Origin of the sequence: Aeribacillus sp. FSL K6-2848, from assembly GCF_038004325.1 — a bacterium.
Classification (GTDB): domain Bacteria; phylum Bacillota; class Bacilli; order Bacillales; family Aeribacillaceae; genus Aeribacillus; species Aeribacillus composti.
On sequence record NZ_JBBOQQ010000001.1, the window covers coordinates 1,057,501 to 1,070,950 of the forward strand.

Sequence of the window (13,450 nt, forward strand, 5' to 3'; positions counted from 1 at the left end):
ATCCGGTGGTTCCGCATGGAAGGGCCATCGCTCAACGGATAAAAGCTACCCCGGGGATAACAGGCTGATCTCCCCCAAGAGTCCACATCGACGGGGAGGTTTGGCACCTCGATGTCGGCTCATCGCATCCTGGGGCTGTAGTCGGTCCCAAGGGTTGGGCTGTTCGCCCATTAAAGCGGTACGCGAGCTGGGTTCAGAACGTCGTGAGACAGTTCGGTCCCTATCCGTCGCGGGCGCAGGAAATTTGAGAGGAGCTGTCCTTAGTACGAGAGGACCGGGATGGACGCACCGCTGGTGTACCAGTTGTCCCGCCAGGGGCACCGCTGGGTAGCTATGTGCGGAAGGGATAAGCGCTGAAAGCATCTAAGCGTGAAGCCCCCCTCAAGATGAGATTTCCCATCGCTAAACGCGAGTAAGATCCCTTGAAGATGACGAGGTAGATAGGTCCGAGGTGGAAGCGTGGTGACACGTGGAGCTGACGGATACTAATCGATCGAGGACTTAACCAAGAAAGAGCATCTATTCGTGAAGGAACCGTTATCTAGTTTTGAAAGAATTATGGACTTTTATTTACTTTGCATATGTCCTCTGGTGATTTTTGAATTGGAGGATTAGCTCAGCTGGGAGAGCACTTGCCTTACAAGCAAGGGGTCGGCGGTTCGATCCCGTCATCCTCCACCATACAGTATATCGATTCAGCTCAATTGGCAAAGCACGGTCGAGATATCGTCTTTCATGCTGCTTCATCGTACCAATTGAACTTTTCCTTGGACAAGATTTCTAAGATTGGAACGACGATCAAATGAAGCAAGACTGATTATTGATTGTTGTATTCATCATGCCGGTGTAGCTCAATTGGCAGAGCAACTGAATCGTAATCAGTAGGTTGGGGGTTCGATTCCTCTCGCCGGCATCATTAAAGGTGTTGCATATTGAGCAGGAACTTTTAGATTAGTCATCAGAGCAACGAGCAATGCTTCGACGAACAATCAGAGAGTTGTCCCGACGTATCCAGCGTTTTTGAGAAAACTGGAAGAGGAAGGGGCATATGACCGATTTTTAAGAAAAAATTACTTTATATGAGCCATTAGCTCAGTCGGTAGAGCAACGAGCAAGGCTTCATCGAATAAGCGACGAGTTGTCCCGACGCATCCAACATCCTCGAAAAGACTGGCAGAGGAAGGGACATCTGACAAATGAAAAATGGATTAGGAGAAAAAATTTTTTTATGAGCCATTAGCTCAGTCGGTAGAGCATCTGACTTTTAATCAGAGGGTCGGAGGTTCGAATCCTCCATGGCTCACCATTTTGACGCGGGTGTGGCGGAATTGGCAGACGCACTAGACTTAGGATCTAGCGCCTTACGGCGTGGGGGTTCAAGTCCCTCCACCCGCATAATACGCGGAAGTAGTTCAGTGGTAGAACACCACCTTGCCAAGGTGGGGGTCGCGGGTTCGAATCCCGTCTTCCGCTTTTCTCTGCCGGGGTGGCGGAATTGGCAGACGCACAGGACTTAAAATCCTGCGGTAGGTGACTACCGTACCGGTTCAAGTCCGGTCCTCGGCACCATATTGGCGCCCGTAGCTCAATTGGATAGAGCGTTTGACTACGGATCAAAAGGTTAGGGGTTCGACTCCTCTCGGGCGCGCCATATCGGGAAGTAGCTCAGCTTGGTAGAGCACATGGTTTGGGACCATGGGGTCGCAGGTTCGAATCCTGTCTTCCCGACCAGGGAATTTAAAGGGGCCTTAGCTCAGCTGGGAGAGCGCCTGCTTTGCACGCAGGAGGTCAGCGGTTCGATCCCGCTAGGCTCCATATTTAATTTGGCGGTGTAGCTCAGCTGGCTAGAGCGTACGGTTCATACCCGTGAGGTCGGGGGTTCGATCCCCTCCACCGCCATTTTTCGGACCTTTAGCTCAGCTGGTCAGAGCAGACGGCTCATAACCGTCCGGTCGCAGGTTCGAATCCTGCAAGGTCCACCATCTTTATTATATGGAGGAGTACCCAAGTCTGGCTGAAGGGGTCGGTCTTGAAAACCGAGAGGCGGGTCAAACCGCGCGGGGGTTCGAATCCCTCCTCCTCCGTCATTATTATCGCGGGGTGGAGCAGTCCGGTAGCTCGTCGGGCTCATAACCCGAAGGTCGCAGGTTCAAATCCTGCCCCCGCAACCAATGGTCCCGTAGTGTAGCGGTTAACATGCCTGCCTGTCACGCAGGAGATCGCGGGTTCGATTCCCGTCGGGACCGCCATTAATTATTGATTCAACAGCTGTAGGAGGAATTTTTCAAGTACAGCAGGTTGTGTCAATGAATTCTTTCTTTAATGATGGATTGTACATAACTTTTTATCGGAGTTTTACGGCTCGGTAGCTCAGTCGGTAGAGCAAAGGACTGAAAATCCTTGTGTCGGCGGTTCGATTCCGTCCCGAGCCATTGTTTTATTAATTGCGGCGACTGTGGCGAAGTGGTTAACGCACCAGATTGTGGCTCTGGCATTCGTGGGTTCGATTCCCATCAGTCGCCCCATTTGCCTATAGTAGAGATAGATAATATGGCATTGAAAATAAGTATTTATTTCTATTATCAGCTTATTATGCGGGTGTAGTTTAGTGGTAAAACCTCAGCCACGAGCGACACTTCAATGAATTATCTGCGAGTTACCTCGACGCATTTACATCCTCGAACAATGCTGGAAGAGGAAGAGGCATGGAAAATGCGTGTTTATCATTTAAATAGAAAAATAAATATTTTCGCGCGGGTGTAGTTTAGTGGTAAAACCTCAGCCTTCCAAGCTGATGTCGTGGGTTCGATTCCCATCACCCGCTTAATATGGGCTTGTAGCTCAGCTGGTTAGAGCGCACGCCTGATAAGCGTGAGGTCGGTGGTTCAAGTCCACTCAGGCCCATTGCTATTTTTTAAGCAGCTTAGTTGGGCAATTGACATTGCTGCAATTGTCAGTCAATAGCTGTTCTATTTGGCAAAATGCCTTAAATTTTTTTTATATTCCGCAGTAGCTCAGTGGTAGAGCATTCGGCTGTTAACCGAACGGTCGCAGGTTCGAATCCTGCCTGCGGAGTCATTTCGAAATCAAAAAAAGCGTTGCAGTTTGCAACGCTTTTTTTGTCTTCTTGTAATTTTAATCATTTTTCGTATATGGTTCTTTTTCTGTTAATGGAAGATCTCCCCATAAAACTGTTAAATCCTCTTCATCAAGCATTTTTTCATATCGTTTATGTTCATGTGACGGATAGACGTTTACGTTTTTTCCCTCAATATCTGTATAAATGAAGTTTTCAATATCTTCAATATATCCAATTTCATCATCGGAATTATACATATCTCCGTACGATAACGGTGGAGTTCTTACATCTTGCGGTGTTTCTGACGTTCCGTATTCGATAACATCTTGAAAATAATCATACGGTTCAGTAACAGCGGTATTTTCATGGTCGATTTGAGAGGATCCGTGAAAAGTCGCATCAAGTATTTCTTCCTCTACAGGTCTTTCATGAGAAATCGTTTGAACTAGAGTATGTTCTTTGCATGTTTTGGCTGTCGGTATGGCTTTGAGACGGTCTTCATCAATTTTTTTTCCGCAGACGGAACAAGTACCGTAAGTACCCTCATGAATTCTTTCTAATGCTTCAACGATCTCTTCATATTCTTTTTCTAAATGTTTATTTAATGCTAAATCTTTTTCTCTTTCATACAGTTCGGTCGCATCGTCTCCGGGGTGATTGTCGTAGCTGGAAAGCTCTCCAGTTGATTCATGGTCCAGCCCTTTTTCCAATTGAAAATGATCGTTATTATCCCAACGTTTTTCAATCTCATTTTTCATGAATATTAATTGCTTTTGAAATTCCTTTAATTTTTTTTCGTCCATGTCCATATGAAAGACACCTTCTTTTTTAGAATCTAAAGCTATTTTGGACGAAAAGGAATAAATTATAACTTTAAAATCATGAAAAAAATTCACCTTTGCAGCCATAAATTTCATCATCATTTTAAAACATGTCAGGAAAGGATTGCTGCTTCCACGCCTTTTTTAACGCTATGCTTTGAAGCTGATGGCACTTGAAAGGCTACCACAACATCATTCGGCTGAGAAACAGGCTGGCTATCCGATAAAGAGGCTGTGACCTATCGAGATGTTTTTTCAGGACAAAATATTTGCTCAGCATATTGAAATTGCGAGTGGATGATACAGAACAAATTTCACAGTAAAGCTTAATAAAAAAACACGATAGTAAACATACTATCGTGTTACTGAGATATGATGGTGCTTATGAGCAAACCTGCAGCAAGCAAAAAGCCTAATAAAGTGTTTGTTTGCGATGTTGCTTTCATGGCCGGCATCATTTCAATAGGCTTTGTTTTGCCGACAAATCGCTTCACCGCCTGAATAGCTTTTGGAATGCTAAGAAAAGCTAGAATAGACCACCATGTGGAATAATCAAAAATGATCATAATAAAAATGAGACAGTAAGAAACAATAAACATAATTGCTAAAAATCGAATTGCATTCTGGCGGCCAAGCAAAATTGCTAATGTTTTTCTTCCGTTTTCCTTATCGCCGTCTAAGTCTCTTATGTTATTCGCAAGCATGATGGCGCCGATCGTGATCGCAATCGGGATCGAATGAATGAAAGCTGTTGAAGTTAGATAACCTGTCTGAATAAAAAAGGAAATAAGGATAATAACGACTCCCATAAATAAACCTGAAGCTAGCTCGCCAAACGGCGTGTAAGCGATTGGATATGGACCTCCAGTATATAAGTATCCTACTGCCATACAAATTGAACCGACTAATGCCAACCACCAGCTTGACTGGAGACAGATGTAAATTCCCAATAGGATAGAGACAACAATACATGTGATTGCTAAATTTAAAACGGTTTGGGGCTTGAAGCCATTTCGGACAATTGCTCCTCCAATTCCGACAGATTCTTCTGTATCAAGACCTCGTTTATAATCGAAATATTCATTAAATAAGTTTGTGGCTGTTTGAATTAACAACGAGGCAGTAAGCATCGTAAGAAAAAGTCCAATATGAATGGGTCCTACTTGCAGTGCCAAAAGAGTTCCGACAATCACGGGGACAAATGCTGCAGTTAATGTATGGGGTCTTAAAAGCATCCACCAAGCCCGAAACCCTCGTTCAGCTTTTATAATGGGTACATTATGTGACTCCGTTTTAGGATGCATAATATGTTCTCTCCTTTATTTCATTCTGAAAACGAAAGCTATTCCCCACAACCTAGTCTAGAAAAATGTCGAAAGAGTGTCAATTGTTTTTCATTGGAATAAATGCTCAAGCCCCATCAAAGAGCTGAGGCAGTTTGTTTGCTTGTTGTTTTGCATTGCGTCATTCTATAATATAGTTGACATAAATTTTGAACAGGTGTATCTTAATATAAGCTATTTTTCGGTTATGGAGGGATCATCTTTGGTTTCAATTCCATGTTCAGATACATTGAGGGATAAAGTTGCGAATGCTGTCAATCATGTCAAAAAATATTCCCATCCAATCATTTTAAGTTATGTATTTGAAATCAAGGAGAAAGATCCGCTCCAGATTTTCTCAAGCTTTCAATCGGCTTATGCAGGGAAAAGATTTTATTGGGCGACACCTGATCGTACATTTATCCTTTGTGGAATTGGTGTTGAGCTCGAATTGACGACAGACAAAAAATTTTCCAACCGTTTTTTTGACATTTATTCAAAGTGGAAAGATTGGAAAGAGCATATACAAATTGAAGGCGCCCATCCGATTGGAACGGGTCCGCTTCTTTTTGGGGGTTTTTCTTTTGACCCTTTAAAAAATGCGAATCCTTCAAAATGGAAACCGTTTCATGAAGCACGATTCACTTTACCTTCTTTCATGATTACAAAAATTGGCCGTCACACACTTGCTACTATAAACAGGTTAATTCAATCAACTGATGATATAAATGAAATTATAAATCATTTCAATACATATGAATACACCTTAAAGAAAAAAAATGAAGACACAAATTCTTTTTTGAATTTTACCATCAAAAAAGAAAGTTTGTTTTATAAAAAAGAGTGGATGGCAGCTGTTGAAAAAGCAACAGAACAAATAAAACAAAACCGTTTTGAGAAAGTCGTATTGGCAAGGGAAATGCTGCTGGAGTTTGAGGGATCGATTGATATACATTATGTTTTATCAATGTTAAAAAAACATCAGCCTAATTGTTATTTATTTGTTGTTGAAAATGAAGGAAAAACGTTCGTTGGTGCAACTCCTGAGCGGCTTGTAAGCAAGAGAGACCAAAAGGTCCAGTCTGCATGTGTAGCAGGATCAATTAAAAGAGGAAAAACAGTGGAGGCAGACGAAGAATACGCTCAGATGCTGCTTTCAGATACAAAAAACATTCATGAACATCAAATTGTTGTCAAAGCGATCGAAAAAGTGTTCCGTGAATATTGCCAAGAAGTGCAACTACAAAACAATCCAACGATTTTAAAAACGCCGAATATTCAACATTTGTATACACCTGTTGAAGGAACCGTAAAAAAAGGTTTTACGTTGATTGATTTTGTAGAAAAATTGCATCCGACCCCTGCGCTTGGCGGCTATCCGAAAGATGCTGCTCTAGCATTTATTCGCAATGAAGAACCTTTAGAGAGAGGCTGGTATGCTGCTCCGGTTGGATGGATGGATGATCAGGACAACGGAGAATTTGTCGTTGCGATCCGTTCAGGTCTGCTGGATGAGCAAAAAGCTTATTTGTATGCAGGATGCGGGATTGTTGGAGATTCGAAGCCGGAAGAGGAATACAGGGAGACAGAAATCAAATTTGGACCTATGCAGCATGCATTAGGGGGAAAACTGAATGAAAAATAAAAATCTATCTGACTATGTCATTGCATTTGTAAATGGATTAATTACAAAAGGTATTTCTGAAGTTGTAATTAGCCCAGGTTCACGATCTACCCCGCTTGCGATCACATTTGCAGAGCATCCGAAAATACATACTTATATTAATATTGATGAACGATCTGCAGGTTTTTTTGCTCTTGGATTGGCTAAAAAACAAAGAAAACCAATTGCTTTGCTTTGCACATCAGGAACAGCTGCAGCAAACTATTATCCAGCTATCATAGAAGCCCATTATTCACGCATCCCTCTTGTGATTTTAACGGCTGACAGACCTCATGAGCTGCGGGATATTGGAGCTCCACAAGCAATTGATCAAATTCATCTGTATTCGAACTATGTGAAATGGTTTGTTGATTGCGCTCTTCCTGAAAGCAGTCAAACGATGCTGTTATATATAAAAAATATCGCTCAACGGGCGGTCCAAACTGCAAATGAAAATCCGAAAGGACCAGTCCATATCAACTTACCTTTCCGAGAGCCGCTTTTGCCCGATCTATCGAAAATCCATCAATTGCAGAAGTCTCTTCATATTGAGCCAGTGGTGGAAACAAAAAAGCTGGTTGAACATGAGCAAATTGAACGGATTGTGGATGAAATCGATTCAAGCGAGAAAGGACTTATTGTATGCGGGGAATTACATAACAAAGAGTTTCGTGAACAAGTTTTGGCACTAGCAGAGAAATTGAAATTCCCGATATTAGCGGATCCGTTGTCCAATTTACGCTTTGGCGAACATTCTAAACATTATATTATTGATTGTTATGATTCCATTTTAAAAACGATGGGAAAGAAAGCGTATCTGAAACCTGATGTCGTCCTTCGTTTTGGTGCAATGCCCGTCTCAAAACCGCTGTTTCTATTGTTAAGAGACCATCCTGAAATAAAGCAAATTGTGGTTGATGGTGATGGCGGTTATCGTGATCCTACTTTATCAGCAGAACATGTTCACAGTGATGAAGCCTATTTATGTGAAATGCTGATCAAAAAATGTAAAGATAAACAGGAAACATCCTGGTGTAAAAAATGGAAACAAGTAAACAATCTCTTTCGAGAATATTTGTCAACGCCGGTCATTGAGGAAGATTCTTTATTTGAAGGAACGGTATATGTCGAATTGCAAAAATTGCTCCCGGATCGCTGCAATGTATTTGTAGGAAACAGCATGCCGATTCGAGATGTCGACACGTTTTTCCATAACAGTGATAAAAATATTACGGTTTATGCCAACCGGGGAGCGAATGGAATTGACGGAGTCGTTTCGACAGCCCTTGGGGTTTCTGCAGCTAGTCATGAAAAAACTATTTTAATCATAGGGGATTTATCATTTTATCATGATTTAAATGGACTCCTTGCTGCAAAACAAAATAAATTGAACTTAACTGTTTTATTAATTAATAATAACGGCGGCGGCATTTTTTCATTTTTGCCGCAGGCGGATGAAAAGACGCATTTTGAACAATTGTTTGGCACCCCGACCAATTTAGATTTTCAATATGCAGCCAGCTTATATAGTGCACATTATAAAAAAATTTCCACTTGGGAAGAATTCAGAAGCGAGTTTCAATTCTGCATGAATAGAGATGGATTAAATATTATTGAAATCCCGACCAATCGACATACACGAGTCAACGAACAGAGAAAATGGCTTCGTTCTGTTTCCTGGGAAATAGAAAGGATGTTATGATGGGAAAATTGGCCGTTCGAAATGTGAATTATTGGGCTGAAACGTTTGGAAAGGGGGAGCCACTTGTTCTCCTTCATGGTTTTACAGGAAGCGGAGAAACCTGGGGATTTTTGAAAAATAGTTTAAAAAAATACCAGCTAGTACTTATCGACATCATCGGCCATGGTCAAACAGATTCGCCTGAAAATCCTGAAAGATATCGGATGGAAGAAGCAGTTGAAGATTTAAAAGAAATATTCCTTTCATTCAATATTCGAAAAGCGCATGTGCTCGGGTATTCAATGGGCGGAAGATTGGCATTGAGCTTTGCAATGAGACAGCCGGAATTTGTGAAGACTTTAATATTGGAAAGCAGTTCTCCTGGATTAAAAACTGAAAAGGAACGAGAGACGAGAAGGCTGCAGGACGAACAACTTGCCCAAATGATTTTGGACGAAGGGGTTGCGGCATTTGTCCAACATTGGGAAAATATCCCTTTGTTTTTAACGCAAAAGTCTCTCCCGCCTGCCGTCAAGGACAAAATAAGAAAGGACCGGCTGAAAAATAATGCAATTGGATTGGCAAACAGTTTAAAAGGAATGGGAACTGGCGTTCAACCTTCATGGTGGGGAGCATTAAAAAGTTTCAACATCCCTACATTATTAATTTGCGGTGAAAGGGATCTTAAGTTTTGCAAAATTATGAAAGAAATGAACCAATTGATTCCTTGCTCTGAATTAAAGGTCGTGCCGCAAGCCGGACATGCAGTTCATGTGGAACAGTCAAAATTTTTTGGTAAAATAGTAGATGAGTTTCTCCAACATTTTTCTACATATTAAAGGAGGATAAAAATGGGATTTCCTTGGGTAAAAGAACGAGAATATGATGAAATCATTTATGAAACGTATAATGGGATAGCAAAAATTACGATGAATCGTCCTCATGTACATAATGCATTCACACCAAAAACGGTCGCGGAAATGATCGATGCTTTTTCCTATGCGCGGGACGATGATAAAATTGGTGTAATTATTTTGACAGGTGCTGGTGATAAAGCGTTTTGCTCAGGCGGAGATCAAAAAGTGCGGGGGCATGGCGGATACGTCGGGGATGATAAAATTCCTAGATTAAACGTTTTGGATTTGCAACGGCTTATTCGGGTGATTCCAAAACCGGTTATTGCAATGGTGAACGGATATGCAATTGGAGGAGGACATGTTCTGCATGTCGTGTGTGATTTAACGATCGCATCAGAGAATGCAATTTTCGGACAAACAGGCCCAAAAGTTGGAAGCTTTGATGCGGGATATGGAGTGGGACTGCTTGCCCGGCTTGTTGGTACGAAAAGAGCTCGTGAAATATGGTATTTATGCCGTCAATATAATGCGCAGGAAGCTTATGAGATGGGCTTAGTCAACAAAGTTGTCCCATTAGAGCAGCTTGAAGAGGAAACTGTCAAATGGTGTGAAGAAATTTTGGAAAAAAGTCCAACTGCTATTCGCTTCTTGAAAGCTGCATTTAATGCAGATACAGATGGTCTCGCCGGTCTCCAACAATTTGCGGGGGATGCGACATTATTGTATTATACAACAGATGAAGCGAAAGAAGGACGAGATGCATTTAAAGAGAAAAGAAAACCTGATTTCAAACAATTCCCGCGTTTCCCTTAAAAAGTACAAGCAGCTTGATGGCGATGCATCGAGCTGCTTTATTGTGCAATAATCGAGGTGTTAAGACATGAGTGCAAATCGAAATGAAACACCGAATTGGCTTAAACAGCGAGCTTTTTTGACTCCGGACCGATTGGCTATTCGTTATGAGGGGAAAAATTATTCATTTTTGGACTTGCATCAGCTTGTTGAAAAAAGAGCAAGACAGCTGCATCAAATAGATATCAAGCGTGGAGATACAGTCGGGCTTTTAATGAAAAACAGCTTAGAAATGGTCATTAATATTCATGCTTTAATGTATCTCGGTGCAGTCAATGTTCTTTTGAATACTAGACTAACAGCTGAAGAATTATTATGGCAAATAAATGATGCGAATATAAAATGCGTTATCTGTGATGATGAATTATCGGTTCATTTTCCCGGTAAAAAAGTTATGACATTATCAGAGTTGAAGCTTTGTGATGAAAAGGAAGCAGCATTAGATGACAGCTTTATTTTAGATGACGTGGCAACGATTATGTATACGTCTGGAACAACAGGAAAACCGAAAGGAGTTCAGCAAACATTTGGGAATCATTGGTGGAGTGCGATCGGTTCTGTGCTGAATCTTGGACTGAAGGACGGCGATTGCTGGCTTTTGGCAGTTCCTCTTTTTCATATAAGCGGACTGTCAATTTTGATGCGCAGCGTCATTTATGGAATCGGAATTGTTCTCCATTCTTCATTTTCAGCGAAAGAAGCAAACAGAGCGATCAAAAATGAAGGAGTTACGATTGCTTCCGTCGTTACGGCCATGCTGAATGACATGCTGCAGGAATTAGGAAGTGACACGTATCCGAAATCGTTTCGCTGCATGCTTTTAGGAGGAGGTCCTGCCCCGCGGCCGATTCTTGAACAATGCCGTGAAAAAGAAATTCCCGTTTTTCAAACATATGGGATGACGGAAACGTGTTCGCAAATTGCCACATTAGCCCCTGAATTTTGCTTTTCAAAACTCGGATCTGCGGGAAAACCGTTGTTTCCAGCTCAAATTCGGATCGTAGCAGACGGCAGGGCCTGCTCCCCTAATGAAGAGGGAGAAATTGTAGTAAAAGGACCGAATGTTACACCGGGGTATTTACATCGTCCAGACGCAACAAACGAAGCTATACGTGACGGCTGGTTTTATACTGGAGATTTAGGCTATCTGGATGAAGAAGGATTTTTATATGTATTGGACCGCCGATCCGATTTAATTGTTTCGGGAGGAGAAAACATTTATCCGGCGGAGGTTGAAGCAGTTATTTTGTCGCATCCTTCCGTAAAAGATGTAGGAGTGGTAGGAAAAGAAAATAAAAAATGGGGAAAAGTTCCCCATGCTTTTGTCGTCCGAAGCGAAGAGGTGTCTGAAGAAGAATTAAGGCAATTTTGTTTGAAAAAGCTGGCAAAATACAAAGTTCCAAAAGGATTTACATTTGTTGAATCTCTGCCACGAAATGCATCTAAAAAGCTGCTCAGGAGAAAACTAAAAGAATGGCTGTAGTTTTTGGCTATTCATGATCGACAGTTAAAATATCATATTGGCTAATATGCAATAAGTGGTGGATTTCGTTTGGCAAATGTTCGAACGAGCCGTATTCATAGCTCCACAAATTTAAAAAAGAACAAACAGAAGAATGGAACGTCTCTTCTGTTGCATTATTCACTTCATGTTTAAATTGAGCGATCATATTTTCCATATCTTTTGCTCCCCTTTAGCTTTATTTGATAATTGTAGTATTTTGCATTATTTTTCATTTATTCACTCGTTTTTTTATTTATATCTTTTTCAATTTCCGGGACAGGGTCAAATCCTCCCGGGTGAAACGGGTGGCATTTCAAGATTCGTTTTACTGTCAGAAAGCCGCCTTTGACAGCTCCGAAACGCTTCACTGCTTCAAGCCCGTATTCAGAGCATGTTGGGTAAAAGCGGCACGAAGGCGGCTTTAACGGGGAGATAAAGATTTGATAAAAACGGATAAGGGCGATCATGACAGATTTCACAGCAAGCACCTCTTTTTTCTGGAATCTTGACAACATTTTAACATAAATGTATGTTATAAAATTTTGTGTTAAAATGGAAACTAAGAAAATGTAAGGAGTGATGGGAATGCCTTCAGTGGAGAGTTTTGAACTGGATCATACAAAAGTGCAAGCACCGTATGTCAGACATTGCGGAGTACATAAAGTCGGCACGGATGGAGTAGTTAACAAATTTGATATCCGCTTCTGCCAGCCGAATAAGCAGGCAATGAAACCGGATGCTATTCACACATTGGAGCATCTTCTGGCATTTACAATTCGCAAATATGCGGAAAAATATGATCACTTTGATATCATTGATATTTCTCCAATGGGGTGTCAAACAGGCTTTTATTTAGTCGTTAGCGGGGAACCGACCGTAAAAGAAATCATTGATTTATTGGAAGAGACAATGAAAGATGCTGTAGAGCAGACAGAAGTGCCTGCCGCAAACGAACTGCAATGCGGCCAAGCGAAGCTTCATGATTTAGAAGGCGCCAAAAAGCTCATGGAATATTGGCTAAAGCATAGTAAAGAGGATTTGGAAAAAGTGTTCAGCTAACAGCTACACGCAATGATGCAACTTTTTTTATAGTTTTAAGAGTGCAAAAAAGGGGTACTGTATAACTAAAAGATTAAATAAAAAGGAGATGGGATTATGTCTAAACAAGATTTATTTCAAATCGTAAATAAACAAATTGCGGATTGGACGGTACTTTATGTAAAATTACATAACTTTCATTGGAATGTAAAAGGAGACCAATTTTTCGTTCTCCATGAAAAGTTTGAAGAGCTGTACAATGAAGCTGCTGGTTATATTGACGAATTAGCGGAAAGACTTTTAGCTTTGGGCGCTAAACCTGTTGCTACGATTAGAGAAAGCCTAGAAATCTCCTCTATTAAAGAAGCAGAAGGCGTTGAAACTGCAGAACAAATGGTGCAGGCAGTTGTTGACGACTTTTCCGCCATCATTCAAGATTTGGACAAAGGAATCAAAGTTGCTGAAGAAGTGAATGACGAAGCAACTGGTGACATGCTTCTCGATATTAAAGTGAATCTTGAAAAACATAACTGGATGTTAAAGTCATTCCTTGGAAAATAATTATATCCTTCCTCTTTTGGCTGCGTTAGGCAGCCTTTTTTTATAAATATTTTTCTTTGATAAGGCAATACT

The 13,450-nt window shown here is 41.3% G+C and carries 11 protein-coding genes, 19 tRNA genes and 1 rRNA gene (1 of these 31 cut by a window edge); 27 read left to right on the top strand and 4 right to left on the bottom strand.

Annotation, left to right across the window (positions count from 1 at the left end):
• The 20 genes from NSS70_RS05290 to NSS70_RS05385 all read left to right on the top strand — a co-directional run.
• Positions 1-509: ribosomal RNA gene (locus NSS70_RS05290) — 23S ribosomal RNA — on the top strand (it extends 2,424 nt beyond the left edge of the window).
• A gap of 96 nt (positions 510-605) precedes the next feature.
• Positions 606-681 (top strand) — tRNA-Val (locus tag NSS70_RS05295).
• Between the two features lie 159 nt (positions 682-840).
• A tRNA-Thr gene (locus NSS70_RS05300) sits at positions 841-913 on the top strand.
• Between the two features lie 317 nt (positions 914-1,230).
• Positions 1,231-1,306, top strand: a tRNA-Lys gene (locus tag NSS70_RS05305).
• 7 nt (positions 1,307-1,313) lie between these two features.
• Positions 1,314-1,395 (top strand) — tRNA-Leu (locus NSS70_RS05310).
• Between the two features lie 6 nt (positions 1,396-1,401).
• Positions 1,402-1,473, top strand: a tRNA-Gly gene (locus NSS70_RS05315).
• A gap of 7 nt (positions 1,474-1,480) precedes the next feature.
• Positions 1,481-1,569 (top strand) — tRNA-Leu (locus NSS70_RS05320).
• A 5-nt stretch (positions 1,570-1,574) separates the two neighbouring features.
• Positions 1,575-1,651: transfer RNA gene (locus tag NSS70_RS05325), tRNA-Arg, on the top strand.
• 3 nt (positions 1,652-1,654) lie between these two features.
• Positions 1,655-1,731, top strand: a tRNA-Pro gene (locus tag NSS70_RS05330).
• A gap of 11 nt (positions 1,732-1,742) precedes the next feature.
• Positions 1,743-1,815, top strand: a tRNA-Ala gene (locus NSS70_RS05335).
• Between the two features lie 10 nt (positions 1,816-1,825).
• Positions 1,826-1,899 (top strand) — tRNA-Met (locus tag NSS70_RS05340).
• Between the two features lie 6 nt (positions 1,900-1,905).
• Positions 1,906-1,982: transfer RNA gene (locus NSS70_RS05345), tRNA-Ile, on the top strand.
• A gap of 12 nt (positions 1,983-1,994) precedes the next feature.
• Positions 1,995-2,084, top strand: a tRNA-Ser gene (locus NSS70_RS05350).
• Positions 2,085-2,094: 10 nt separating this feature from the next.
• Positions 2,095-2,171 (top strand) — tRNA-Met (locus NSS70_RS05355).
• Positions 2,172-2,173: 2 nt separating this feature from the next.
• Positions 2,174-2,249 (top strand) — tRNA-Asp (locus tag NSS70_RS05360).
• 110 nt (positions 2,250-2,359) lie between these two features.
• Positions 2,360-2,432 (top strand) — tRNA-Phe (locus NSS70_RS05365).
• 17 nt (positions 2,433-2,449) lie between these two features.
• Positions 2,450-2,525 (top strand) — tRNA-His (locus NSS70_RS05370).
• Between the two features lie 228 nt (positions 2,526-2,753).
• A tRNA-Gly gene (locus NSS70_RS05375) sits at positions 2,754-2,824 on the top strand.
• Between the two features lie 6 nt (positions 2,825-2,830).
• Positions 2,831-2,904, top strand: a tRNA-Ile gene (locus tag NSS70_RS05380).
• A gap of 99 nt (positions 2,905-3,003) precedes the next feature.
• Positions 3,004-3,075, top strand: a tRNA-Asn gene (locus tag NSS70_RS05385).
• A 60-nt stretch (positions 3,076-3,135) separates the two neighbouring features.
• Here NSS70_RS05385 and NSS70_RS05390 read toward each other — a convergent pair.
• Both NSS70_RS05390 and NSS70_RS05395 read right to left on the bottom strand, forming a co-directional pair.
• The gene (locus tag NSS70_RS05390; protein ID WP_339194539.1) at positions 3,136-3,888 is read right to left on the bottom strand and encodes a TraR/DksA C4-type zinc finger protein; all 753 of its coding nucleotides are present in this window, start codon (positions 3,886-3,888) and stop codon (positions 3,136-3,138) included.
• A 374-nt stretch (positions 3,889-4,262) separates the two neighbouring features.
• Positions 4,263-5,204: a 1,4-dihydroxy-2-naphthoate polyprenyltransferase gene (locus NSS70_RS05395; RefSeq protein WP_063386558.1), complete on the bottom strand. Its 942-nt coding sequence runs from the start codon at positions 5,202-5,204 to the stop codon at positions 4,263-4,265.
• Between the two features lie 241 nt (positions 5,205-5,445).
• On the opposite strand from NSS70_RS05395, the gene NSS70_RS05400 reads away from it, so the two are divergent.
• The 5 genes from NSS70_RS05400 to NSS70_RS05420 all read left to right on the top strand — a co-directional run bounded on the left by NSS70_RS05400 (position 5,446) and on the right by NSS70_RS05420 (position 11,758).
• Positions 5,446-6,867: an isochorismate synthase gene (locus tag NSS70_RS05400; protein WP_340881041.1), complete on the top strand. Its 1,422-nt coding sequence runs from the start codon at positions 5,446-5,448 to the stop codon at positions 6,865-6,867.
• A complete protein-coding gene (menD, locus tag NSS70_RS05405) occupies positions 6,857-8,587 on the top strand; it encodes a 2-succinyl-5-enolpyruvyl-6-hydroxy-3-cyclohexene-1-carboxylic-acid synthase (RefSeq protein ID WP_144596700.1) in 1,731 nt (576 codons plus the stop codon). The genes NSS70_RS05400 and menD overlap by 11 nt, the downstream gene beginning before the upstream one ends.
• The gene (menH, locus tag NSS70_RS05410; protein WP_445206406.1) at positions 8,584-9,405 is read left to right on the top strand and encodes a 2-succinyl-6-hydroxy-2,4-cyclohexadiene-1-carboxylate synthase; all 822 of its coding nucleotides are present in this window, start codon (positions 8,584-8,586) and stop codon (positions 9,403-9,405) included. Before menD ends, menH begins: the two co-directional genes overlap by 4 nt.
• A 12-nt stretch (positions 9,406-9,417) precedes the next feature.
• Positions 9,418-10,236, top strand: a complete 819-nt coding sequence (gene menB, locus NSS70_RS05415) for a 1,4-dihydroxy-2-naphthoyl-CoA synthase (protein WP_063386561.1) — start codon at positions 9,418-9,420, stop codon at positions 10,234-10,236.
• Between the two features lie 67 nt (positions 10,237-10,303).
• Positions 10,304-11,758, top strand: a complete 1,455-nt coding sequence (locus NSS70_RS05420; RefSeq protein ID WP_339199041.1) for an o-succinylbenzoate--CoA ligase — start codon at positions 10,304-10,306, stop codon at positions 11,756-11,758.
• Between the two features lie 7 nt (positions 11,759-11,765).
• Here the strand turns inward: NSS70_RS05420 and NSS70_RS05425 are convergent, their stop codons facing one another.
• Entirely contained in the window at positions 11,766-11,954 is a 189-nt protein-coding gene (locus NSS70_RS05425) for a hypothetical protein (protein ID WP_063386563.1), read from the bottom strand.
• Positions 11,955-12,012: 58 nt separating this feature from the next.
• Positions 12,013-12,246, bottom strand: a complete 234-nt coding sequence (gene yidD / locus NSS70_RS05430; protein WP_375338802.1) for a membrane protein insertion efficiency factor YidD — start codon at positions 12,244-12,246, stop codon at positions 12,013-12,015.
• A 118-nt stretch (positions 12,247-12,364) separates the two neighbouring features.
• Here yidD and NSS70_RS05435 point away from each other — a divergent pair, with 118 nt between their 5' ends.
• Complete coding sequence (locus tag NSS70_RS05435; protein ID WP_063386565.1) at positions 12,365-12,838, top strand: S-ribosylhomocysteine lyase; 474 nt, start codon at positions 12,365-12,367, stop codon at positions 12,836-12,838.
• 96 nt (positions 12,839-12,934) lie between these two features.
• A complete protein-coding gene (locus NSS70_RS05440; RefSeq protein ID WP_063386566.1) occupies positions 12,935-13,378 on the top strand; it encodes a Dps family protein in 444 nt (147 codons plus the stop codon).
• The last annotated feature ends 72 nt before the right edge of the window (positions 13,379-13,450 follow it).

Coding starts and splice junctions, on each gene's coding strand:
- NSS70_RS05395 (WP_063386558.1), bottom strand. CDS start 5,204: ATGCATCCTAAAACGGAGTCACATAATGTACCCATTATAAAAGCTGAA.
- NSS70_RS05390 (WP_339194539.1), bottom strand. CDS start 3,888: ATGGACATGGACGAAAAAAAATTAAAGGAATTTCAAAAGCAATTAATA.
- yidD (WP_375338802.1), bottom strand. CDS start 12,246: ATGATCGCCCTTATCCGTTTTTATCAAATCTTTATCTCCCCGTTAAAG.
- NSS70_RS05420 (WP_339199041.1), top strand. CDS start 10,304: ATGAGTGCAAATCGAAATGAAACACCGAATTGGCTTAAACAGCGAGCT.
- menB (WP_063386561.1), top strand. CDS start 9,418: ATGGGATTTCCTTGGGTAAAAGAACGAGAATATGATGAAATCATTTAT.
- menH (WP_445206406.1), top strand. CDS start 8,584: ATGATGGGAAAATTGGCCGTTCGAAATGTGAATTATTGGGCTGAAACG.
- NSS70_RS05435 (WP_063386565.1), top strand. CDS start 12,365: ATGCCTTCAGTGGAGAGTTTTGAACTGGATCATACAAAAGTGCAAGCA.
- NSS70_RS05425 (WP_063386563.1), bottom strand. CDS start 11,954: ATGGAAAATATGATCGCTCAATTTAAACATGAAGTGAATAATGCAACA.
- NSS70_RS05440 (WP_063386566.1), top strand. CDS start 12,935: ATGTCTAAACAAGATTTATTTCAAATCGTAAATAAACAAATTGCGGAT.
- menD (WP_144596700.1), top strand. CDS start 6,857: ATGAAAAATAAAAATCTATCTGACTATGTCATTGCATTTGTAAATGGA.